The sequence below is a fragment of the Rhizobium sp. P1_C7 genome (assembly GCF_056406295.1).
In genome coordinates, this window is record NZ_JBFUAL010000003.1 from 316998 (window position 1) to 339393 (window position 22396).

The 22396-nt window shown below is 61.8% G+C and carries 20 protein-coding genes; 8 read left to right on the forward strand and 12 right to left on the reverse strand.

Going from position 1 to position 22396, the window contains the following annotated elements; all coding sequences use genetic code 11:
- Window positions 1-9 precede the first annotated feature (9 nt).
- The 4 genes from AC1D2R_RS06490 (at window position 10) to AC1D2R_RS06505 (ending at window position 5862) form a co-directional block, all read left to right on the forward strand.
- A complete protein-coding gene (locus AC1D2R_RS06490; protein WP_477965930.1) occupies window positions 10-1758 on the forward strand; it encodes a glycerol-3-phosphate dehydrogenase/oxidase in 1749 nt (582 codons plus the stop codon).
- The gene (locus AC1D2R_RS06495; RefSeq protein WP_477965932.1) at window positions 1731-2573 is read left to right on the forward strand and encodes a class I fructose-bisphosphate aldolase; all 843 of its coding nucleotides are present in this window, start codon (window positions 1731-1733) and stop codon (window positions 2571-2573) included. The genes AC1D2R_RS06490 and AC1D2R_RS06495 overlap by 28 nt, the downstream gene beginning before the upstream one ends.
- Before the next feature lie 134 nt (window positions 2574-2707).
- On the forward strand, window positions 2708-4234 hold the full coding sequence (locus AC1D2R_RS06500; protein WP_477965934.1) for an FGGY-family carbohydrate kinase: 1527 nt from the start codon (window positions 2708-2710) through the stop codon (window positions 4232-4234).
- Entirely contained in the window at window positions 4231-5862 is a 1632-nt protein-coding gene (locus tag AC1D2R_RS06505; RefSeq protein WP_477965936.1) for a GMC family oxidoreductase, read from the forward strand. Before AC1D2R_RS06500 ends, AC1D2R_RS06505 begins: the two co-directional genes overlap by 4 nt.
- Before the next feature lie 64 nt (window positions 5863-5926).
- Here AC1D2R_RS06505 and AC1D2R_RS06510 read toward each other — a convergent pair whose 3' ends face one another.
- The 7 genes from AC1D2R_RS06510 to AC1D2R_RS06540 form a co-directional block, all read right to left on the reverse strand.
- A complete protein-coding gene (locus tag AC1D2R_RS06510) occupies window positions 5927-7612 on the reverse strand; it encodes an ABC transporter ATP-binding protein (RefSeq protein ID WP_477965938.1) in 1686 nt (561 codons plus the stop codon).
- The gene (locus AC1D2R_RS06515) at window positions 7609-8553 is read right to left on the reverse strand and encodes an acetamidase/formamidase family protein (RefSeq protein WP_477965940.1); all 945 of its coding nucleotides are present in this window, start codon (window positions 8551-8553) and stop codon (window positions 7609-7611) included. The genes AC1D2R_RS06510 and AC1D2R_RS06515 overlap by 4 nt, the downstream gene beginning before the upstream one ends.
- Window positions 8554-8619: 66 nt before the next feature.
- Window positions 8620-10239, reverse strand: a complete 1620-nt coding sequence (locus AC1D2R_RS06520) for an ABC transporter substrate-binding protein (protein ID WP_477965942.1) — start codon at window positions 10237-10239, stop codon at window positions 8620-8622.
- 26 nt (window positions 10240-10265) lie between these two features.
- Entirely contained in the window at window positions 10266-11186 is a 921-nt protein-coding gene (locus AC1D2R_RS06525; protein WP_477966068.1) for an ABC transporter permease, read from the reverse strand.
- The gene (locus AC1D2R_RS06530) at window positions 11183-12031 is read right to left on the reverse strand and encodes an ABC transporter permease (protein ID WP_477965944.1); all 849 of its coding nucleotides are present in this window, start codon (window positions 12029-12031) and stop codon (window positions 11183-11185) included. Before AC1D2R_RS06530 ends, AC1D2R_RS06525 begins: the two co-directional genes overlap by 4 nt.
- A complete protein-coding gene (locus AC1D2R_RS06535) occupies window positions 12031-12612 on the reverse strand; it encodes an ANTAR domain-containing response regulator (protein ID WP_477965946.1) in 582 nt (193 codons plus the stop codon). The genes AC1D2R_RS06530 and AC1D2R_RS06535 overlap by 1 nt, the downstream gene beginning before the upstream one ends.
- Window positions 12609-13742 carry a transporter substrate-binding protein gene (locus AC1D2R_RS06540; protein ID WP_477965948.1) on the reverse strand — a complete coding sequence of 378 codons (1134 nt, stop codon included), beginning with the start codon at window positions 13740-13742 and terminating at the stop codon, window positions 12609-12611. Before AC1D2R_RS06540 ends, AC1D2R_RS06535 begins: the two co-directional genes overlap by 4 nt.
- Window positions 13743-14141: 399 nt before the next feature.
- Here AC1D2R_RS06540 and AC1D2R_RS06545 point away from each other — a divergent pair, with 399 nt between their 5' ends.
- A complete protein-coding gene (locus tag AC1D2R_RS06545; RefSeq protein ID WP_477965950.1) occupies window positions 14142-14345 on the forward strand; it encodes a hypothetical protein in 204 nt (67 codons plus the stop codon).
- A gap of 91 nt (window positions 14346-14436) precedes the next feature.
- On the opposite strand, the gene AC1D2R_RS06550 is transcribed toward AC1D2R_RS06545, so the two are convergent.
- The 5 genes from AC1D2R_RS06550 to AC1D2R_RS06570 form a co-directional block, all read right to left on the reverse strand.
- The gene (locus AC1D2R_RS06550; protein WP_477965952.1) at window positions 14437-14898 is read right to left on the reverse strand and encodes a response regulator; all 462 of its coding nucleotides are present in this window, start codon (window positions 14896-14898) and stop codon (window positions 14437-14439) included.
- Entirely contained in the window at window positions 14846-15508 is a 663-nt protein-coding gene (locus AC1D2R_RS06555; protein ID WP_477965954.1) for a sensor histidine kinase, read from the reverse strand. Before AC1D2R_RS06555 ends, AC1D2R_RS06550 begins: the two co-directional genes overlap by 53 nt.
- Window positions 15505-16113 carry a hypothetical protein gene (locus tag AC1D2R_RS06560; RefSeq protein WP_477965957.1) on the reverse strand — a complete coding sequence of 203 codons (609 nt, stop codon included), beginning with the start codon at window positions 16111-16113 and terminating at the stop codon, window positions 15505-15507. The genes AC1D2R_RS06555 and AC1D2R_RS06560 overlap by 4 nt, the downstream gene beginning before the upstream one ends.
- 102 nt (window positions 16114-16215) lie before the next feature.
- Window positions 16216-16974, reverse strand: coding sequence for an alpha/beta fold hydrolase (locus AC1D2R_RS06565; RefSeq protein ID WP_477965959.1), 759 nt, complete (start codon window positions 16972-16974; stop codon window positions 16216-16218).
- Between the two features lie 53 nt (window positions 16975-17027).
- Window positions 17028-18800 (reverse strand): cytochrome c biogenesis protein DipZ, encoded by a 1773-nt coding sequence (locus tag AC1D2R_RS06570; RefSeq protein ID WP_477965961.1) that lies wholly within the window; start codon window positions 18798-18800, stop codon window positions 17028-17030.
- A gap of 352 nt (window positions 18801-19152) precedes the next feature.
- On the opposite strand from AC1D2R_RS06570, the gene AC1D2R_RS06575 reads away from it, so the two are divergent.
- From AC1D2R_RS06575 to AC1D2R_RS06585, 3 genes are all read left to right on the forward strand, one after another.
- The gene (locus AC1D2R_RS06575) at window positions 19153-20208 is read left to right on the forward strand and encodes an alpha/beta fold hydrolase (protein WP_477965963.1); all 1056 of its coding nucleotides are present in this window, start codon (window positions 19153-19155) and stop codon (window positions 20206-20208) included.
- 104 nt (window positions 20209-20312) lie between these two features.
- Window positions 20313-21053: a response regulator gene (locus AC1D2R_RS06580; RefSeq protein ID WP_477965965.1), complete on the forward strand. Its 741-nt coding sequence runs from the start codon at window positions 20313-20315 to the stop codon at window positions 21051-21053.
- On the forward strand, window positions 21050-22372 hold the full coding sequence (locus AC1D2R_RS06585) for a sensor histidine kinase (protein ID WP_477965967.1): 1323 nt from the start codon (window positions 21050-21052) through the stop codon (window positions 22370-22372). Before AC1D2R_RS06580 ends, AC1D2R_RS06585 begins: the two co-directional genes overlap by 4 nt.
- The last annotated feature ends 24 nt before the right edge of the window (window positions 22373-22396 follow it).

Consider the following 22396-nt stretch of genomic DNA (forward strand, 5'->3'; position numbering starts at 1 on the left):
GTTGCCATCATGAATCGTGAAGAGACATTGAACGGGCTTCGCCAAAGCCCGAAGGTGGATGCGTGCGTCGTCGGCGGCGGCATCAATGGCATCAGCGTCTTCCGGGAGCTGGCATTGCAGGGGCTCAGCGTGCTCCTTGTCGAGAAGTCGGACTATTGCTCGGGCGCCAGTGCCGCGCTTTCGCGCATGGTGCATGGTGGTCTGCGCTACCTGGAGAACGGCGAATTCGCTCTGGTGCAGGAATCGCTTGTCGAGCGAGACCGGCTTTTGCGCAACGCGCCGCATTACGTCGCGCCGCTTCCGACGACCGTCCCGGTCTTCGACATCTTTTCCGGTCTCGGCAACGGTCTTGTCCGTTTCCTGGGGTTGAGCCGCCGGCCGAGCCGCCGGGGTGCCCTGGCGATCAAAGTCGGGCTGAGTATCTATGATTTCCTGACACGCAAGCGTGCCATGATGCCACGCCACCAGTTCCGCCGTCGCCGTGCGACGCTTGCCAAGTGGCCGGCGCTCAATCCTGATGTAAAAAGCTCGGCAACCTACCACGATGCATGGGTCAGCCATCCAGAGCGCCTTGGCATCGAGCTTCTGGACGACGGAATTGGCGCCGGGTCCAAGGCGCTGGCGTTGAACTACGCCGATATTCGTCCGGCCGGCGGAGGGCATTTTGTCGTCCACGATCATATTGGCGGGGGCTCGGCAACGATCGAACCTGCGATCATCATCAACGCGACGGGTGGATGGATCGACATCACCAATGGTGCACTGTTTGCGCCGGAAGCGCGGCCGGCGCCCCTGATGGGCGGTACCAAAGGTTCTCATCTGATTATCGAGAATGCCGCGCTTTATGAGGCTCTGGCAGACCACATGATCTATTACGAGAACGAGGACGGGCGGATCTGCATTCTGTTCCCCTATCTGGGCAAGGTGCTGGTCGGTTCGACCGATATTCGCGTCGACGACCCGGAAGCCGTGCGCTGCGAGACAGATGAGCGGGACTACATCCTGCAATCGCTCTCATTCGTGCTTCCCGAGATCACCGTTCGCCCCGATGATGTGAGCTTTCAGTTCTCGGGCGTCCGTCCTCTGCCGACGAGCACGGACAGCTTTACCGGGCGAATTCCGCGCGATCACTTCTGTACGGTTGTCGAGGCAACGGACGGCGAACCGGCAGTGTTGTGCATGATCGGCGGCAAATGGACGACGTTTCGCTCGTTCGGCGAGCTCGCAGCCGATCTCACCCTGGAGCGGCTGGGCAGGAAACGCCGCGTCACGACAACCGACCGACCGATCGGGGGTGGCCGCCGATTTCCCCTGGACCGCGCGGCCTGGATTGCGCAGGTCGCTGCCGAAAGGGGACTTTCCGGCGCGCGCATGGCGGAGCTTTTCGCGCGCTACGGCACGGAGGCAGAGGCAATCGCCGTCTTTATCACGGCAGAGCCCGACGCAATGCTGCCGCATCCCGGCTATTCGCAACGCGAACTGCTCTTCCTGATCCGCAACGAATCCGTCGAGCGCCTTGACGACGTGCTCTTGAGGCGTACGACGCTCGCCATCACCGGAAACCTCTCGCTGCAGATGATGGAGGCCGTGCTCGACCTGCTTGCGGCGGAGAAGGGCTGGAGCCCCGCGCAGCGTACTGCAGAACGCGGCCGGTTTCTCACCCTTTTGCGCGACCGCCACGGCGTCGACGAAACGACACTTTCCGCAAGGAACGAACAAAGGAGCATAGAATGCGAAACAACAGCAAAGTCCGGATGAACCGGCTGTTCGGCGGCGGTCGCTGCCTGGATGTGGCGATCGATCACGGCGTCTGCAACGAACCGTCCTTCCTCAACGGCCTCGAAGACATGCCATCGGTCGTCAAGGCGCTGGTAGAGGCTGCGCCCGATGCAATCCAGATGAACTACGGCCAGGCGGACCTGCTGCAGGACGTCCCCGGCAAGGATAAGCCGGCGCTGGTGATGCGTATCGACATGGGCAATCCCTACAACCCTATCCGTCACCGCGACATGTGGGCGGTGCTGCAGAACCAGGCCGAACCGCTGATCGGCGCCATCGAAATGGATGCGGCCTGCGTCGTCGTCAATCTCTTCATGCTGCCCGACGAGCCGGACCTCTTTCGCCAGTGTGTGCAGAACATCTCGCGCGTGCGGGCAGACTGCGACAAGTACGGCATGCCGCTCATGATCGAACCACTGGTGATGCAGCCGGTGACGGAAAAGGGCGGCTATATGGTCGATGGCGATGTCGACAAGATTGTCACGCTCACGCGGCTTGCCCGCGAGATGGGGGCGGATATCGTCAAGGCCGACCCGACGACCAATGCGCAGGATTTCCACAGGGTCGTGGAAGCGGCGCGTTGCCCGGTTCTTGTGCGCGGCGGTGGCAAGGAGGATCTTCGCGCCGTCTTCGACAAATCTGCCGCCTTGATGCGACAGGGCGCCGTTGGCATGGTCTACGGGCGCAACATCTATCAGCACGCCAATCCAAGTGCGGTGGTGCGCGGGTTGATGGCGATCGTGCACGCGGATGTGGGCGGCGAAGAAGCATTCGAACGCTATCAGCGTAGCTAGAGCAATTCCAGCAGCCTGCGCAGCGGCTTTGCGTCCGGAATTGCGTAGAAACAACGAGACGGAGCGCTTTCGCGATTCGAAGAAACGCGCAAATGCTCTAGGAATCAAGGACTGGACCTTGGGAGGGGTTCTGCATGTCAGAATATCTATTGGGCCTCGACGCGGGAAACACCGTCATCAAGGCGGTCATTTTCGATCGGGAAGGCAACGAAATCGCCGCGGCAGCGGAGGAGGGACATAGCCGCATGCCGTACCCCGGGCATGTCGAGCGGGGTCTGGAGGAGCTTTGGACGAATGCCCGCCGGGTCATCCGTACCTGTATCGAACAGGCCGGGATCCGGGCCGAGGAGATCATTGCGGTCGGCTGCGCCGGTCACGGGAACGGCCTCTACGCGCTTGACCGTGACGGTCATCCGCTGCTGGCGATCCAGTCGCTGGATACACGCGCGGCTGGCCTGGTCGAGGAATGGCAGGCACAGGGCGTCGGCGACCGCACCTACCCGATCGGGCAGCAACGGCCCTGGCCATCGCAGACGCCGACACTGCTCGCCTGGCTGAAGCGTCATCGACACGAGACCTTTGCCAAGATCGGCACCGTCTTCCTCTGCAAGGATTTCATCGTCAACCGCCTGACCGGCGTCAGCGTCAGCGACGTCTCCGATATGACAGGCTGCGGTCTGCTTGACGTCGCCAATCGGCGCTACGACAAGGAGCTGATGGAAGCCTATGGTCTTGGCGAATGCCTCGCGCTGCTGCCGCGTCTGATCGAAAGTTCAGACATTGCCGGCCATGTGACCGAGGATGCGGCAGCCCAGACAGGACTTGCCACAGGCACGCCGGTGGTCGGTGGCCTGTTCGACGTCGTCGCCTCGGCTGTCGGGTCGGGGGTGACGCGGACCGGTGCGGCCTCGATCATCGCCGGGACCTGGAGCATCAACCAGGTGATCATCGAAGCGTCTCAGCTGGCAGGCCCGGTCTTCATGTCATCCACCTTCGACCGTGAGCGCTACATGGCGATCGAGTCGAGTGCCACCTCAGCCGCGAACCTCGAATGGCTGGTGCGCGAACTCTTCCCGGAGGCGCCGGACGGGCGCTCGCCCTTTGACGTCTGCGGAGATCTTGTCGCTGCGATCGAACCGGCGGCCGACGATCCGCTCTATCACCCCTTCCTCTACGGAGCGCAGCAGGACGGCAATGCGCGCGCGGGCTTCTACGGCGTTGCCGGCTGGCATACCAAGGGTCACCTGGTACGGGCCGTATTCGAAGGCGTGGCATTCGGCCATCGGCAGCACATCGAGACGATGCGCCAGGCAGGGGCCGTCTTCAACGAAGCCGTGCTGTCGGGCGGAGGGTCTCGAAGCCTGATCTGGCCGCAGATATTTGCCGACATTCTCGGTGTGCCGGTTTCGATCGCGCGCTCGCGCGAAACGGGCGCGCTCGGGGCAGCGATCACGGCTGGAACCGGCGCCGGCGTCTTCGCAGATTTTGCCGAAGGTGCTACATCGATGGTCCGGATGGAGCGTCATTATGCCCCCAACGCTATCATGGAAGGCCACTATGTGCGGCGGTATGCTCTTTACCGCGACATCGCCGAAGCGATGGCGCCAATCTGGCGGCGCCTGGCATCGGCACGGACGCAGGCGGCGGGAGTAGCGGCGTGAACAGACCTGCAGATCAAGCTGCTGTCGACATCGGCTCCTACGATTTCATCATCGTAGGAGCCGGGTCTGCCGGATGCGTGCTTGCCAACCGGCTGTCGGCGGACCCGGCAAATCGCGTCCTGCTGCTCGAGGCAGGCGGCAGCGACCGATATCACTGGGTGCATATCCCCATCGGGTACCTGTTCTGCATGGGCAATCCGCGCACCGACTGGATGATGAGGACGGCGCCCGAAGCGGGGCTCAATGGCCGTTCGCTTCCCTATCCGCGCGGAAAGGTTCTTGGGGGCTGCTCCTCGATCAACGGAATGATCTACATGCGCGGGCAGGCGGCCGACTATGACGGATGGCGGCAGGCGGGCAACCGAGGCTGGGGCTGGGATGAGGTGCTGCCTTATTTCATCAAATCCGAGGATAACTATCGCGGCGGGTCAGGCATCCATGGGGCAGGAGGCGAATGGCGGGTTGAGCGACAGAGGCTCTCCTGGCCGGTCCTCGATGCGTTTCGCGATGCGGCTGAGGAGCTCGGCATTCCAAAGACCGAGGATTTCAACGACGGCGACAACGAGGGATCGGGCTACTTCGAGGTCAATCAGCGCGGCGGCGTGCGCTGGAACACCACCAAGGCGTTCCTGCGCCCGGCAATGAAGCGATCCAATCTGCGCGTCCTGACCGGCGCGGAGACGGAGCGGTTGCAATTCGACGGCCGACGTATAACCGGCGTCCGCTTTCGGTTGAACGGCCAGCCACATGTCGCCCATGCGGGCCGCGAGGTCATCCTTTCGGCAGGTGCGATCAATTCGCCGAAGATCCTCGAGCTCTCGGGAATCGGCCGGCCCGACCGGCTTTCGGCCGCCGGCATCGACGTTGTCCAAGCGCTTGCGGGTGTAGGCGAGAATCTGCAGGATCACCTGCAGATCCGCACTGTTTTCCGCATCGAGGGCGCCAAGACGCTGAACCAGCTTTACCATAATCTCTTTACGCGCGCCGGCATGGGGCTCGAATACGCGCTGCGGCGCTCAGGCCCGCTCTCCATGGCGCCGAGCCAGCTCGGCATCTTTGCAAAAAGCGATCCGGCGGTTGCGACGGCCGATCTCGAGTATCATGTGCAGCCACTCAGTACCGACAAGCTGGGCGAACCGCTTCACCGCTATCCGGCGGTCACCGTCTCCGTGTGCAACCTGCGGCCGGAAAGCAGGGGGACGGTCCATATCGCCGGTCCGGATGCTTTCGCAGCCCCCGAAATCAGGCCCAATTACCTCTCGACGGCAGGGGATCGAATACTCGCCGCAAAATCCATTCGCCATGCCCGCAGTCTGATGCAGACAAAGGCGATCTCGAAATTCAAGCCGCAGGAAATGTTGCCGGGTACGGCCTTTCAGAGCGACGACGAGTTGATCGGCCGTGCCGGCGACATCGCGACCACGATCTTCCACCCTGTCGGAACCTGCAAGATGGGCAGCGACAATCTCGCTGTCGTCGATGCGGCGCTGCGGGTGCACGGTCTGGCTGGATTGCGCGTCGTCGATGCTTCCATCATGCCGACGATCGTTTCCGGAAACACCAACTCACCGGTGATCATGATCGCGGAGAAGGCGGCAGAGATGATCATGGCGACAGGGCCCCGCTGATACCGGTTTTGGTGGGCCGGTGTCACGACCGGAGGCCAGATCACCCGGTGCACCCCAGCGTGGTTCAGGCAATGCGATGTATCCGTTCTCGCTGGGCGGCGGGATCGGGAATTGGCACCGCGGCGATCAGCGCCCTTGTATAGTCGTTGGTGGGATTTTCAAAGATTTCCCGCCGTGATCCCGTTTCGATGATCCGCCCGCCGCGCATCACCGCGACATGGTGTGACATTCGTTCGACCACGGCCATGTCATGCGAGATGAAGAGATAGGCGATGCCCATGGTCTCCTGCAGCTCGAGCATGAGATCAAGCACACGGGCGCGCACGGAGACGTCGAGGGCGGCGACGCTCTCGTCCGCAACGATCAGCTTCGGCTCGACGGCCAGGGCTCGCGCAATGCAAATGCGCTGTCGCTGGCCACCTGAAAACTCGTGCGGATAGCGGCTTGCCGCATCCGGTGTCAGCCCGACGCGACGCAGCAGCTCGGCCACGCGATCCTGTCGTTCGCTCCTGGTCCCGATGCCATGAATAACCATCGGTTCGGCAATCGCGGCACCGACCGCCATTCGGCTGTCGAGTGATGCGTAGGGATCCTGGAAGATCATCTGCGCAGAGCGGCGGACCGGACGCATCTCCCGCTGGCTGAGCCCGGCGATATCCTGCCCGTCGATAAGGACGCTGCCGCTAAATGGGATCAGGCCCAGGACGGCCTTGCCGGTCGTCGATTTTCCCGATCCGCTTTCGCCGACAAGACCAAGGGTCTGGCCGGGTCTAATGTCGAAGGAAACATCGCTGACCGCGTGAACCGGCGGCTTTCCTTTGAAGAGGCGGCTTGCCCGGGCACCGTAGGTGATGTTCAGGTCGCGGACATTCATCACCGGGACAAGGCCCGGTTTTTGAGGCTCCGCCTCACCTGGCGTGACCCGAGGTGGACCATCGGTTCCCGCGAACGCGCCCAGTCGCGGAACGGCTGCGAGCAATTGCCTTGTATAGTCCTCGCGCGGTCGATTGAAGATTTCGACCGAGGGTCCCCCTTCGATAATCCGGCCGCTCTGCATGATCAGCACGCGGTCGGCCATTTCGGCAACCACGCCCATGTCATGGGTGATGAGGATGATCGAGGTCCCGAATTCCGCCTTCAACTCGCGCATGAGCTTGAGGATCTGCGCTTGCACCGTCACGTCGAGCGCCGTCGTCGGTTCGTCGGCGATCAGCACTTTCGGGCGGCAGGACAATGCCATGGCAATCATCACGCGTTGGCGCATGCCACCGGAAAGCTCGTGCGGAAACTGCTTGAGACGGCCCGCGGGATCGGTGATCTGAACAGCGTCAAGCATATGAAGTGCCACTGCGTCTGCATTCTCGCTGCCCTGGTGCTCGCGGATCGCCTCGGTCAACTGTGCGCCGATCGACATCACCGGATTGAGTGAGGTCATTGGTTCCTGAAACACCATCGCGACATCGCCGCCGCGTACGCTGCGCATTGCACGGTTGGAAAGCTTCAGGAGGTCGCGCTCTACGAGCAGAATGTTGCCCGAAGTGACGCGCAACGACGTCTTCGGCAAGAGACCCATGATTGCGAGCGAGGTCACCGATTTCCCCGAGCCCGATTCACCGGCAATGCAGAGCGTCTCGCCGCTCGCCAGCGCAAAGCCAACGTCCCGCAAAACCGGCTTGAGGCCCTCAGGCGTCAAGGCGTCGACGTTGAGGTCGCGGATGGAAAGAACTGGCGTTGCGGAAGACAATGTCACGCGAATACAATCCTCGGGAAGTAGAACGATACCACCCAGTTCGGCTGGTCGACGATTTCACTGATTCTAAGGTCGCCGCAGACAGAGCAGAGCAGATAGGCATCGACTGCGCTCATCCCATGCTCGGCACCAAGCAGGTCGATCATGCGCATCAGGCTTTCGCGGGCGCCGGTCATCAGGTCGGGGCCGATGCCGGTTGTGACTTCATAGCCGGCGCCGTCGAGGTGGCGGGTGACAGGCTCGGTCGTCGTGAAGCGCGGGGTCTGCAGGCGGGCGTCCTTGACGAGCTCGATTGTCGCCTCGACGTTCATCTGGCTTTCGATCGCAGTGCCGCAGACTTCGCCGTCACCCTGGGCGGCGTGGGTGTCGCCGATCGAGAAGAGCGCGCCTTCGACCTCGACGGGGAGGTAGAGCGTCACGCCTGATGTCAGGTCGCGGATATCCATGTTGCCGCCAACGCGGCGCGGGGGAACCACGGAATGGGTGCCCGGCTCAGCCGGCGCCACACCGATCGTGCCGGCGAAGGGCTTCAGCGGTACACGGCCGCCTGGGCCATAAAGGGCAGGGGCCATGCTGTTTGGATCATAGGACCAGACGTGCAGCGCCGGATCCTTGAACTGGTCGGAAAGCAGGCCGAAGCCGGGAATATTGGCTGTCCAGCCGTGGCCCGAAGGCTCGAAACGGCGGATGGTAACCTTCAGTGCGTCGCCGGGTTCTGCGCCCTCGACATAAACCGGGCCGGACACCGGATTGATCTTGCCGAAATCGAGATTGTTCAACGTCGCAAGCGTGGCGTCGCGCCCGAGCTGACCACCGGACGAATCAAGGCATTCGAAATGAATGGTCTCGCCCGCCCTGGCGACGACGGCCGGTGCAAAATCCTTGTTCCAGCCGAAATTGTGCTGGGCGCGGTGAATGGTATGGGTGCAGGCAACGCACATATCGAAATCTCCCTGGAATCTTGTCGCCTTCCCGGACTGGCCGGGAAGGCTTCGCTTCTGTCGAGCTTATTGGTTGACGTAGATCGCGTCGTAATTGATGACGCGCGTCGGATCGATGTAGATGTTATCGGCACCGCCCATGCGCAGCGACTTGGCCACGACGCGTCGTTCGTTGATGACAGGAACCCATGGTGCATCCGCCATGATGTCGGTGAAGACCTTGCCCCAGGCGACCGTGCGCTCTGCGGCCTTTGCCGGATCGGACATCGAGTCGGCGGCGACCGCGCGCTTGTCGAGATCGGCGTTGCAGTACCACGACCAGTTCCAGCCGCCCGCCACAGCACCCGAGCATCCGAGAATCGGGCCATAGAAGTTGGACGGATCCGGGAAGTCGGCGATCCAGGCCATGCCACCAGACCAGATCATCGGCGCTTCGCCGTCGGTGCCACCGGCAGCGATGACGTTTGCCTGCGCCAGCGCACGGATCTCAGCCTTGACGCCAACGGCTGCGAGATCCTGCTGGATCGCCTGGGCGATGCGCGGCTGCGGATCGGTGTTGGTCGAGTAGAGGACGGTCTCGAAGCCGTCTGGATAACCGCCCTCTGCAAGCAGTGCCTTGGCTTTGGCCACATCGTAGGCATAACCGGTAAAGGATTTGTCGTACCCCGGCATCAGGGGCGGCAGCGGCTGGTTTGCAGGAGTGGCGCGACCGTTCAGGATGCGGGTGATGCGATCCTTGTTGATAGCCATGTTCATCGCTTGGCGAATCTTGACGTTGTCGAACGGCTTGATCTTGGTGTTGAGCGTGATGTAGCCGGTATGCAGCTGCTCGCCATCGACGATCATCTTCGGACCATCGGCCGAGTTCTTGATCTCGAGGAATTTCGCCGGTGGGATGCCGTCGCCGGCGATGTCGACTTCACCCTTCTGCAGACGGAGCAGCGCGACAAGCGGTTCCTGGCCAACTTCAACCTTGAAACTGTCGATATGGGGCACGTCCTTTACGAAGTAGTCCTTGTTCCGCTCGAAAACGAGTTGCTGACCGATCGTCCAGTCCTTCAGGATGAAGGTGCCGGAGCCAACTGGTTTCTTGCCGAAATCGCCGCCGGCGGCCTCCACCGCTTCCTTCGGCACGACCGATGCGAAGTTGATGGCAAGAACATGAAGGAAGGTGGCGTCGGGGCGGGACAGGTTGAAGACGACGGTTGAAGCATCAGGCGTCTCGATACCGGAAAGCGTCGTTGCCTTGCCGCCGGTCACGTCCTCGAAGCCCTTGATGGCGCCGAAGAAGCCGGCACCGGGGCCCTGCGTCTTCGGATCGACGGCGCGCTCGATCGAGTATTTGACGTCGGAGGCGACGATTTCGCGGCCGTTCGAGAACTTCACGCCCTTGCGGAGTTTGAAGGTATAGGTGAGGCCATCGGGCGAAACGGTGAAGCTCTCGGCGAGCGACGGCACAAGATCCGGGGTGCCCGGCGTGTAGTCCATCAGACGCGAATAGAGGCTCTTGATCATCGACCAGTTGACCCAGTCGTAGCCGATGGCCGGGTCGAGCGTGGTAATATCGTCCTTGTAGGTAACGACGATGTCGCCGCCCTGCTTTGGCGTTTCCTGCGCCTTGGCCACCAGCGGCGCAAGTGCCACCATCGTTGCCATGGTCGTGTGTTGGAGCCAGCGTTTGAACATTCTAGGTTCCCCTTCTGTGGTTGCTGTCAATGTGTACGGATGCGCGGATCGATAAGCGGTGCGATCAGGTCTGCAGCCAAATTGCCGATGACGATGGCGAGCGCTGACACCAGCGTGACGCCCATGATGATCGGGATGTCGACCTGCTGGATCGCCTGCCAGGCAAGCTGGCCGATGCCGGGCCATCCGTAGACGGCCTCAACGACGACGACACCGCCCATGAACTGGCCGATATCGATGCCGATCATCGCGATGATGGGAAGGATGGCGTTGGGCAGGGCGTGGCGGAAAATGATGCGTGTTGACGAGAGGCCCTTGGCGCGGGCGGTGCGGACATAGTCCTGATTGAGGACATCGATCATCGCCGATCGCACCATGCGCGCATACCAGCCGGCGCCAAGGACACCGAGGGTGGTTGCTGGCAGCACAACGTGGGCAAGCGTGCCGTAACCGCTCATCGGAAACCAACCGAGCGTGACGGCAAACACGTAAAGCAGTAGGAGCGCAACGACGAACTGCGGGGCGGAGACACCCACAAAGGACGCCATCATGACGACACGATCCACCGGACCCCCGCGGCGCACGGCCGCAATCGTGCCCAGAGTGAGGCCAAGCACCACCTCGACGAGGATGCCCGCGAGCATCAGTATCAGGGTGGCTGGAAGGCGCGCGACGATCAGGGTCCAGACGTCTGTCTTCTGTGCATAGGAACGGCCGAGATTGCCGGAGAGCAGATTGTGTAGATATGCCCAGAACTGCACCAGAAGCGGCTGGTCGAGGCCGAGTTCATGGCGGATATTGGCGACCGTCTGCGCCGTGGCGCTGCGCCCGGCGATCATGCGGGCCGGATCGGCCGGCAGCGCATAGAGCAGTATGAAGGTAATGGCCGCAACACCGAGCAAGATGAGGGCAGCCTGAACGAGGCGGCGGAGAACGAGAAACATCAGCCTCTTCCTCGCTGCGTTGGATCAAGAATGTCGCGCAGCGCATCACCGACCAGATTGAACGAAAGGGCTGTCAGGAGGATGATGGCGCCGGGGAAGAAAACAAGCCACGGAGCTGCCTGAAAGTAGCTCTGGCTTTCGAAGATGATATTGCCCCAGGACGGCTGCGGCGGCTGGACGCCGATGCCCAGAAAGGAGAGCGTTGCCTCCAGAAGAACCGTGGTTGCGATTCCAAGCGTGCCCCAGACGATCGCGGTCGGGATCAGATGCGGCAGGATATGCAGGAAAAGCACACGCAGATGTCCGGCACCCAAAGAGCGTTCGGCCATGATGAAATCTCGCTCCGAGAGACCGCGCGTTTCGGTGTAGACGATGCGGGCGACCTGCACCCAGTTGACGAGCGCGATCACCATGGCCACGATCCAAAGGCTGGGCTTCAACAGTGCCGCAAGGACGATGGCAAGCAGAAGTGCCGGAAACGCCATCATCAGATCCGTGAAGCGCATCAGCGCGCTGCTGGCGATACCGCGCAGGTAGCCGGCCACGATCCCGATGAACAGGCCGATTGTAACGGCGATGCCGTTCGCCACCAGGCCGATGACGAGCGACGTACGCGCACCGAACAGCAGACGGGACAGGAGGTCGCGGCCGAGCGTATCCGTTCCAAGCAGGAACGCACCGCCCGGTGGCAGGGGAGCCCCCTCAAGGGAAAGCCCATCGAACATCTGTTCGTCGGGATTGAAGGGAGCTATCCACGGCGCGGCGATTGCCAGAACGACAACGAGGATCACGACGGAAAGCCCGAACAAGGCCGTGGGCTGGCGCAGCATAGCTTTCAGAACGCGCATCAGCCTGCCTCCGGCAGAGGCTCGGCCCCGCCAAGAATGAAGGCCGCGAGTTGCTCCATCGGGAGGCGGCGACGCATGGCGCAATCGCGAAGGATCGCATAGGCGCGCTCCTCGTTGACGCCGTGAACATTCATCAGCTTGTCCACGGCCGCGTGAACGAGCGGGCGGAGCCGCACGCGCTCCTCTAGAAACGTCAATCGTTCGGCCGCGGTCTTCCGCTCCCGATGGATCGAGACCGCCATGACCAGTGCGGGATAGACCGCGGAGGTGGCAATCGGCTTGGCAATAATTGCGCCCGCGCCCTGATCCAGTGCCCAGGCGATGCGCCCCGGCGCTTCGGATCCGAGCACGGCGACGACCGGGCAGGCCGGCAATGTGCCACGCCAAGGCAGAAGATCGTCGAAGCCCTGGTCGGCATCGACGATCACAAGGTCGGGCAGGTCGGCTGCCGAAAGCGGTGCCCACTGCAGCCTTGCGCGCACCCCGAGGAGGCGAAGCTGGCGGATCAGTTTCTCGGTGTTGCCGTCGTCGCGGTGGATGACCGTCGCGTGCCAGCCGGTGAAATTAGGGGTCTCTCTCATGATACGACCCGCAGTCTCGGCGAGGCCGGCTTGTTGCGCCCTGTCAGATAGGGATCTGCGGCAAGCGGAGGACGGGAAGTGACGACATCGAAGCCGTTTTCAGAGTTGATCCGGCCGAGATGGAACGGCAATGCCGCGTGATTGGTTTCGCGATCGATAGACAAGGGACCAAACAGCGTCGGCCAGCCCGAGCTGTAGAGCGTCTGGCGCACCGCAACCGGATCGTCGTCTTCGGCGGCTGCGACTGCATCGGCGCAAAGCTTTGCAGCTGTGTAGGCGCCGGCGAAAACGCTGGATACGCGCCGGTCCCTGCCAAATCGGGAGGCGACGCGAGCCTTGAAAGCATGATTGTCCGCTGTGTCGAGATTGTCGAAGTAGGAGGCGGCGCACAGCTGCCCGAGAGCCGCGCCGGCGGCGATATCGTCGAGCTCGCATTCCATCAGGTCGCAGCTGACCACCGGGCAGTGTTCTGCGCGGAAGGCGGGGTCACGCTCGCCAAGCTTCTTGATCGCTTCCAGGAAGGCGTAGCTCGAAGGCCCGATCAGATTGTTCAGGATGAAGCTCGGACGACGCTGTTCGATATCCGCGACGATACGATCGACAGCCGTCTCTTCGAGCGGCAGATACCGCTCGCCGAGTACTTCGCCGCCCGCATTGTTGACAAGTTCGCGCGCGAGCCGGTTCATTTCCCAACCCCAGACGTAATTGGCACCGACCAGATAGGGGCGGGCGCCGAAACGGGGAATCAGGTGGTCGAAGAGCGGGATGAGATGCTGGTTCGGGCAGCCGCCGACATAGATGACGTTCTCATTGGCCTCGAAGCCCTCATAGGGGCACATGTACCAGAGCAATCCGTCATGTTTTTCAACGAGAGGAATGACCTCCTTGCGGGCAGCCGACGTGATCGTACCGACGATGTGCCGACAACCCGAGCGCAACAGGTGGCGTGCGCCTTCGAGATAGGCGGGCAGATCCGCGTGCGGATCGAAAAAGACCGGCTCGATCGACTGTCCGCTTGCCGCTGCGATTTCCCCGAGCGCAAATTCCGCGCCGTCACGCGCGTCGCGACCCATGGAGGCATAAGGTCCTGAGGTCGAGAATAGAATACCGATCTTCAGTGCATGGTCCATGTGACACCTAAAAACGAAAAACCCCACGACGCTGTCCCATCGTGGATGGGGACGTCATGAGGCGAAACTGCCCGGCGACTATCGAAGTCATGTGATTGCGAATTGCCTAATCCGCAGGCCTGCATAAAATACAGGCGCGGATATTTTGTCAAGCGCGCGAACACCTCAGTTTTTAGGTTTGGCACATTTTCAGCTCATCCATCGAAGGTCCCGTTCAGGTGTGACGGCATCAGGGTTTACTAACCACGTGCAGTGGTTTTCAACGCCGGCCGGATCGACATACGACACCTGTCGTATGTCATTGGGTCGATGATCGATCTAGGCCGACGGTTCCCTCTTGCCAATGCAAGGGCGGCGGGCTCCACCGCGGGGCCTATTGTTGGAACCAAGGATAGAGCCATGAAGATCATTCTCGCCCTGGCGGCATCGCTTACCCTCGCAGGCACTGCCGTTGCCGCCATCTCGCCCAACCCGAGCGAGAGGCAGGCCGTCGCAACGGCTCATACCGAGATCGAGATGGCCAAGGGCCCCAGTCGCAACACGGGGACGACACCAAATAGGGATAAAAACGCCCCCAGCGGCGGCAAGACCTTGTTTGGCTAACGACGACAGTCTCCCTATCCCAGGCGGGTGGGGAGACCACTCCTTCCTGGTCGGATAGCAAGATGCCACGAACACAGCTCTCGTGTAGCGGTTAGTCCACGGCGGACAGGCGGTTGTCGAACGATGCCTCGTCGATCGCGCGGGCGTTCAAGATGGCATCCCGGATTTCGTCTCCGGTGATCGGCTTGTGCAGGATCAGAACGCCGCTAGCGGTCACCTCCTTCAGCCGGGACGGCGATGTATCCCCGGTGACGACGATGGCTGGAACTGCCCGCCCGATATGGGCGCAAAGACACCGGATCGCCTCCAGACCCGTAACGCCGCTACCGAGACGGTAGTCGGTAATGATGAGGTCGACCGAAGGCTTGCCCGCCAGTTCACCTTCCCGAAGGTGGCTCGAATAGATCTCTTGCACCTCGGCGGCGGTTTGCCCTGCATAGACCCTGTGTCCATCCAAAGCGAGCAACTGCGTCATCGCGTCGAGGACGTCCCTTTCGTCCTCAACCACCATAATGCCGATCGAATGGCCGGCCGTTGCAGCGCCCGCCGTCAAGTTGGGCGCCTCCGAACGTCGAGCCGCGACCGGGCGTGGAGACCAGTCTCAACGGGTGCTCCAGCAGCTCTGCGGTGCGGCGAACGATAGCAAGGCCGAGGCCCAAACCCTGGGTTCGATCCCGCGCAGGCTTCTCTAGCTGCACAAACTCCTCGAAGACCATCGCCTGCTGATCTGATGGAATGCCGCTGCCGGTGTCACAGACCTGAATTTCGACGAGGTTGCCACGCCTGCGGCAACCGAGCAGGACAGCGCCTTCCTTCGTGTACCGGAAGGAATTTGACAGCAGGTTGTTGAGGATCCGCCGGAGCAGCATGGGGTCGGTTTCGACAGTGAGATCGGGGACGACGACGCGCCAGTCGAGGCCGCGCTGTTTTGCCTCGGCAGCGAATTCGGTGTGAAGATCGCAAAAAAGCTCACGCAGGGCCACCGGCTCCCTCGCGACTGTGACTACGCCCGCATCGAGACGGGAAATGTCGAGCAAGGCATTCAGGAGGCCGCTGAGGTTGCCGACCACCGATTTCGCTCTGGTCGCCAAGTCGCGAGCGCTGCCGGAGGAGACGTCGCCGCGCTGCCCCAGTATGGAGAGGGTGGATATGAGCAGGCTCAAGCATGAATGGGCTGGCGCAGATCATGGCTGGCAGCGGCAAGGAAGCGGGTCTTCGCGCGCTCCGCCATCTGTGCGCGATCGCGCTCCTGCTCAAGGTGGTCAACCAGGCTTTCATTTTCCAATCGCAAGCTGATCGTCTCGCGCAACATCCCGTAGGTAGTGCGGCAATAATAGAAGTTGATGCCCACGAGGGAGGTGAGAAGGAAGAGGAACGGGCCCGAAATATCGCTGTCGATCGTGATGCAGCGCACTGCAATTGGTGGCACCGTGGCGACATTCGATCCGACGAGACCCGGCGGAAAGGCCGAAAGGGACGGAACCGTGCCGCATACCAGCCCGGTCAGGACGATAACGGTGAACGACAGCACACCGGCGATTCGGGAAGGAAACCGGCCCAGCCGAGCGTCCCCCACAACAAGCCGGATGTCCAGGAAAATGCCGCCGGAGCCAGGCCCAGCGAATGTTCGATCCACGACCGGCTCTTCGCCGAAAGAAACGCCGGGACGCAAGGATGCGGAAGGCCGTGAGACCAGGGCGCAGGATCCGTATTGCCGAAGACCTGCGGCTTCATCCTCATCGGCCTCGGCCTGGCGCTCGCCAGCCATCATGTGTGATCACTCAGGAAATCGAATGACCGAGGGGCAGGGGTGCAACGCCGCCGCAGCCCCCAGCGGTGCACGCAGTTGCGTGCACCGCTGATCGGAGACCTACTGGCCTCCACTCCTGGCCGCCTTTTCGATCACCTCGGCAACGCCTGCCGGCTGAGAAGCAAAGACCGCGTGACTGGCCTTGATTTCCGTCACATCGCTTCCGGCCCGCCGCGCCATGTCCCGCTCCAGGTCGGGATTGATGGAGCGATCCTGAGTGGCAACGATCGACCAGCTTTTCTTGTTTCTCCATGCGGGATTGGCGATCTTGGCGGAGAACGCCTCCTTTGCGGCGAAGACCTGCGATTTCGCAAGGAAGTCCGTATCCTCCTTTGAAAGGTCGGCGGCGAAATCAACCGCAAAGGCACTCGGGTCAAGGTAGAGATACTTGCCGTCCTTGGTCTCCCTGATATTCATGCCGGCCGCCGGCTTGGAGCTGGCGAGATCGAGTAGGCTTTCACCCCTGTCGGGTTGAAACGCCGCGACATATACCAGGCCAGCGACGTCGGGCCTGTTGCCGGCTGCGGTAATCACGACGCCGCCATAGCTGTGGCCAACCAGAAGGGTTGGTCCTTCCTGCAGATCCAGAACGCGGTTTGTCGCCGCCACGTCATCGGCAAGAGACGTGATGGGTTCCTGAACAATTGTGACGTGGAATCCACGCTTCTCGAGGAGGTCGCTCGTTTTGCGCCAGCCCGAGCCGTCGGCCAGAGCGCCGCGGACGATCACGACGTTCTTGACCTCTGCTGCTTTGACCGAGAACGCAATCACGGTGGTGAGCAGGGCGACTGCAAAAGTAGATAAGTGGCTTCTAGTCATGTGGTTAGTCCCTGCGGTTAAAGTTGAAGATCGGAATGGCGCCGGGTGGAAGCTCAGCCGAATGTGAAGGCGTAGGCTTGCACGCCGGGGTCTAGGAACCGGATTTCGAAGTTGCGCTCGGCGACATCCTTCGACTGCCGCACAAGCTGGTAGAGCCTGGTGGTGGTCACCGCGCCGTTTCCACCGGGGTCGATGTCGGAACCGTGATCTGCTCCAGGCGCCTTGCCGTCGATCGTCACCTGAAAGCGGATCGGCTTGCCGTTGCTGCCGGGGCCGAGAACGAGATGCAGGTCGCGGGCACTGAAACGGTAGGTGATGCCGCCGCCTGGCTGATCAAGCGTGGCCTGTTCAGGACCGACGATCCACCTGCCTGACAACCCCCATTCATTGAGGCTGAGACTGGGGATCGAATAGTTGCGCGCGGCATCTGCCGTCAGTCCTTCGGGAGATACGAAATTGGACGCTTGCTGATAGCCGAGATAGGTTTCCCCGGATCGGATGCTGCCGAGATCCGGACTTGCCTCCACACCCTTCGCATCCGGGATAGTCGGGGCGGTTGTTGCGGGCATCTTGCTGCCCGCCTCGCGTAGAAGATCCTGGATTGCCTGCTCGGTCTGTTGATAGTTGCCCTCGCCAAAATGGTGGTAGCGGATCTGTCCCTCGGCATCGATGAGGTAGTGGGCTGGCCAGTAGCTGTTGTCGAACGCCCGCCAGATGCGGTAGTCGTTGTCGATCGCGACCGGATAGCCGATCTTGAACTCGGCGACTGCTTGCCTGACATTGTCGATCTTTTTTTCGAAGGCGAACTCCGGGGCGTGCACGCCGATTACCACAAGCCCCTGATCTTTGTATTTTTCAGACCAGGCGCGAACGTAGGGAGTGGTTCGGATGCAGTTGATGCATGAATAGGTCCAGAAATCGATGAGCACCACTTTCCCGCGGAGCTTTTCGGTGGTGAGCGGTGCAGAGTTCAGCCACTCGACTGCTCCGTCGAGCGAAGGCGCACGGCCTTCCACCGGAAGGTCGCTGCGGAACGGCAGCTTCGCATCAACAGCGACGATCCCGTTGTTGCTGGCGACCTCGGACGATGCAGCCGCAGGCTTTGCCTGGAATCTATCCAGCACGGCCTGTTCGAAGGACGTGGTGCTTGCATAGGAGAACCGTGCCAGCAGGCCGGTATCGAGGCCGAGCGCGATGACGGCGACGCCCGCCAGAACCGCCGCGCCGAGAACCTGCCGGACACGCTCGCTGGCGCCCATGAACCCCTTCATGCGCGTGAGGACCTTTGCTCCGACAAGCAAGGCGACGGCAAGCGAGGTCGCAGCGCCGGCGGCAAAGGCAACAAGCAGGAACGTCGTTTGCAGATTGGCACCCTGCAGAGCGGCACCTGTCAGAACCAGGCCGAGGATCGGGCCGGCGCAGGGCGCCCAGAGCAGGCCGGTGGCGATGCCGAGAACAAGCGAGCTCTTTACGGTGGGCGCGTTGCGTGGATCGCCCGTTGCGTTGAGAAGATTGTTGCCGACGGATACGCTCGGTTGCGCGAGCAGGCTTGCTACGCGCGGGACAAGAAGGCTCAGTCCAAGCAGCGCAAGCAGGACGATCGCAAAAATGCGCCCATACTCGTTGGCGCGGATGGCCCAACTGCCGCCAACTGCGGCGAGCGTGGCGACAACCGTGAAGGTGGCGGCCATGCCTGCGAGCATGGGCAGTGTGCTTCTGACGAACGGCTGACCTGCGCGCGCGAAGACGAAGGGGAGGACGGGGAGGATGCACGGGCTGAGGATCGTCAGTGCACCCCCTAGATAGGCAATGATAAGAAGCGTCATCATCGTTTCCTTTGAAGGCGATTGAGAAGGCTCTGGACGGCGATTGCCGGCAAGCGAGGTGCATCTAGCCGGCATGACGTATCTGGGATGTGTCCGGTTCCCAGGGCAAATGTACCGAAATGTAGGATTGGGCTGGGATCGCTGCCGACGACACACAGTGCCTGAAACCGATGGGAAACCCATGAAACTCGGTTCAACCGAGGGAGGGTCGCGTCTGGCGGGGTCTTTGTATCGGAATGTATCCAGATGGCTGGAAGCTACATCGTCACTCAAATCCGGGCTGCTCAGGACACATCCGGGATACATGCGGCAGGTTTTCCTACGATCATGATCCATTTGACAGGAGAGACAGATGTCTGAGGAAATCAATCACCAACGCCGCCGTTTCTTCGGCGTCGCCGCCATGGCCGTCGCGGCCGTCGAACTCGGTACGACGGGGACTGCCGGCGCGCAGTCGCCGCAGCCGGCCACGGCCCAGAGGACGGCCATCAGGACGCGGTCAAGCATCTCCTTCGAAGCGCTCAAGCAGATCAAGGCTGGCGTGCTTGATATCGGATATGCCGAGTCAGGCCCGGCAAACGGTCCGGCGGTTCTGCTGTTGCACGGCTGGCCCTATGACATCTACAGCTTCGTCGATGTGGCGCCGCTGCTTGCAGCTGTCGGCTATCGCGTGGTCGTCCCCTATCTGAGGGGTTACGGCACGACCAGTTTTCTATCCAAGGACACGCCTCGAAACGGCCAGCAGTCGGCGCTTGCGGCCGACATGATCGCCCTCCTGGACGCATTGGGCATCGAGAAAGCGATCGTCGCCGGTTATGATTGGGGTGCTCGCACCGTCAATATCATGGCCGCCCTGTGGCCGGATCGCTGCAAGGCGATGGTGTCGGTCAGCGGTTACCTGATCGGCAGCCAGGAGGCCAACAGGAAGCCCCTGCCGCCAAAGGCCGAGCAGGCCTGGTGGTATCAGTTCTATTTCGCCACCGAACGTGGCCGCTTGGGCTACGAGGCCAATCGCCGCGACTTTGCAAAGCTCATCTGGCAAACGGCATCGCCGACCTGGGATTTCGACGATTCCACGTTCGACCGTTCGGCCGCGGCATTCGACAACCCAGATCACGTCGATATCGTCGTCCACAATTACCGCTGGCGGCTGGGTTTGGTCGACGGCGAGGCTCGGTACGATGCCTTCGAAGAACGGCTGGCAAAGGGGCCGATGATCACCATTCCGACGATTACGATGGAAGGCGACAAAAACGGAGCGCCGCATCCCGAGCCTTCCGCCTACGCCGGCAAGTTCTCCGGGCGATACAAGCATCGCACGATCAACGGCGGGATTGGCCACAACCTGCCGCAGGAGGCGCCGGAGGCCTTCGCGCAAGCCATCCTGGACGTGGATCGGCTGCAGTGACGAAAACGTTTGCGAGGTGGATTTGCCCCTTCGCGACGGCCGGATCAGGGTCTAAGGAAGAGGGCCGACCAAGTTACCCTTTCAACACAGGAACGGAAGCCTGAATGGAGCACATCGACCATATCCTTGTTGTCGACGATGACCGCGAAATCCGTGAACTGATCTCGAGCTATCTGACGAAGAATGGCATGAGGACGACCGTTGCAGCCGACGGACGCCAGATGCGGAGCTTCCTGGAGGGCAATGCCGTCGATCTCATCGTGCTCGATGTCATGATGCCTGGAGATGACGGGTTGGTCCTGTGCCGGGAGTTGAGGGCGGGCAAGCACAAGGCAACGCCGATCCTGATGCTGACGGCCCGTAACGATGAGCTGGACCGGGTTCTCGGACTTGAGATGGGGGCAGACGACTATTTGACGAAGCCCTTTGCGGCGCGCGAACTTTTGGCGCGCATCAAGGCGGTGCTGCGACGGACACGCATGCTGCCCCCCAATCTTCAGATCAGCGAAGCCGGTCAATTGCTGAGTTTCGGCGACTGGCAACTCGACACGGTCGCGCGCCACCTGATCGACAGCCAGGGAACTGCGATTGCCCTGAGCGGCGCCGAATACCGACTGCTGCGCGTCTTCGTCGATCATCCTCAGCGCGTGCTCAATCGAGACCAGTTGTTGAACCTCACGCAGGGTCGCGATGCCGACCTCTTCGACCGCTCGATCGATCTACTCGTAAGCCGCGTTCGCCAGCGGCTCGGTGACGATGCGCGCGAGCCGACCTACATCAAGACGGTCCGCAGTGAGGGCTATGTCTTCTCCATGCCCGTTGAAATATCGGAGCTTCGCCCGTGAATGCGACAAGTCTGCTTCGTTCGGGCCGGCTGTGGCCACAGACGCTGCGCGCGCGGATCTTCCTCATCCTTTGGGCAGGATTGGCAATCGCCTACGGGCTTTCCTTCGGTGTCCTCTATCTGGAGCGCTACATGTCGGCCAAAGCCGTCATGCTCGGCACGCTGGAAAACGACATTGCGACATCGATTGCGGTTCTCGACCGGCTGCCGGCAGGCGACCGGGAGGGTCTGCTCGATCGGCTCAGCCGCGGCAACTACCGCTTCATCCTCGGACCGGGCCTGCCCGGCGTTCCGGACACGTCCAGCCGGGGCGTGGAGATTGCCGGCATGATAGAAGACGCGGTCGGTCATCGCTTTCCATTGCGCATCGAGGCGATACCTGGCGACATTGCCAGATTGCAGGCGCATTTGACCTTGAGTGACGGAAGCCCGCTGACGATCGACATTACGCCGCGCGGCGTCATGCCGATTGCGCACTGGCTTCCTTATGTCTTTTTCGTTCAGATGCTGCTTCTCGTCCTTTGCGCATGGTTTGCCGTGCGGCAGGCGATCCGTCCGCTGGGCGACCTTGCGGCTGCGGCTGATGCGCTTGACATGAGCAGCAAGGGGCCGATCATGAGCGATGCCGGGCCGAGCGAGGTTTCGCATGCGGCCAGAGCCTTCAATGCGATGCGTGACAGGATCGCCCATTACCTCGAAGAGCGCGTTCAGATCCTGGCGGCGATCTCCCATGATCTCCAGACTCCCATCACCCGCATGCGTCTGCGCGCCGACATGGCCGAGGATAGTCCCGAGAAAGACAAGCTGCTCCACGACCTTGGTGAAATCGAGCGGCTGGTGCAGGACGGGATTGCCTATGCAAGAAGCGCTCACGGCAACGGCGAAAAGTTCTCCCGCATCGATATTGCCTCCTTCATCGAAAGCCTGTCCTACGACTATCAGGACACGGGGAAATCAGTGGCCATCGTCGGCCTGGTGCAGGGGACGGCTTCCACCAAGCCGCATGCGCTTCGCCGCATCCTCTCCAATCTCATCGACAACGCACTCAAGTTCGCCGGCGCCGCCGAGATAAGCGTCGCGCGCAAGGGCGAGGGCGATGTCGTCATTACGGTGCTGGACCGTGGGCCGGGCATCCCGCAGGAGCAGCTGGAAGCAGCCATGCAGCCCTTCTACCGGCTCGAGCAATCCCGAAACCGGGAGACCGGCGGGTCGGGCCTCGGACTTGCCATTGCGCAGCAGTTGACAGCGGCGCTGGGCGGCTCGATCAGGCTCTACAATCGCGCCGGCGGAGGTCTGGCGGCGGAAGTCGTCATTCGCTGAGGCATCTTTGTACGGCAAAATGTC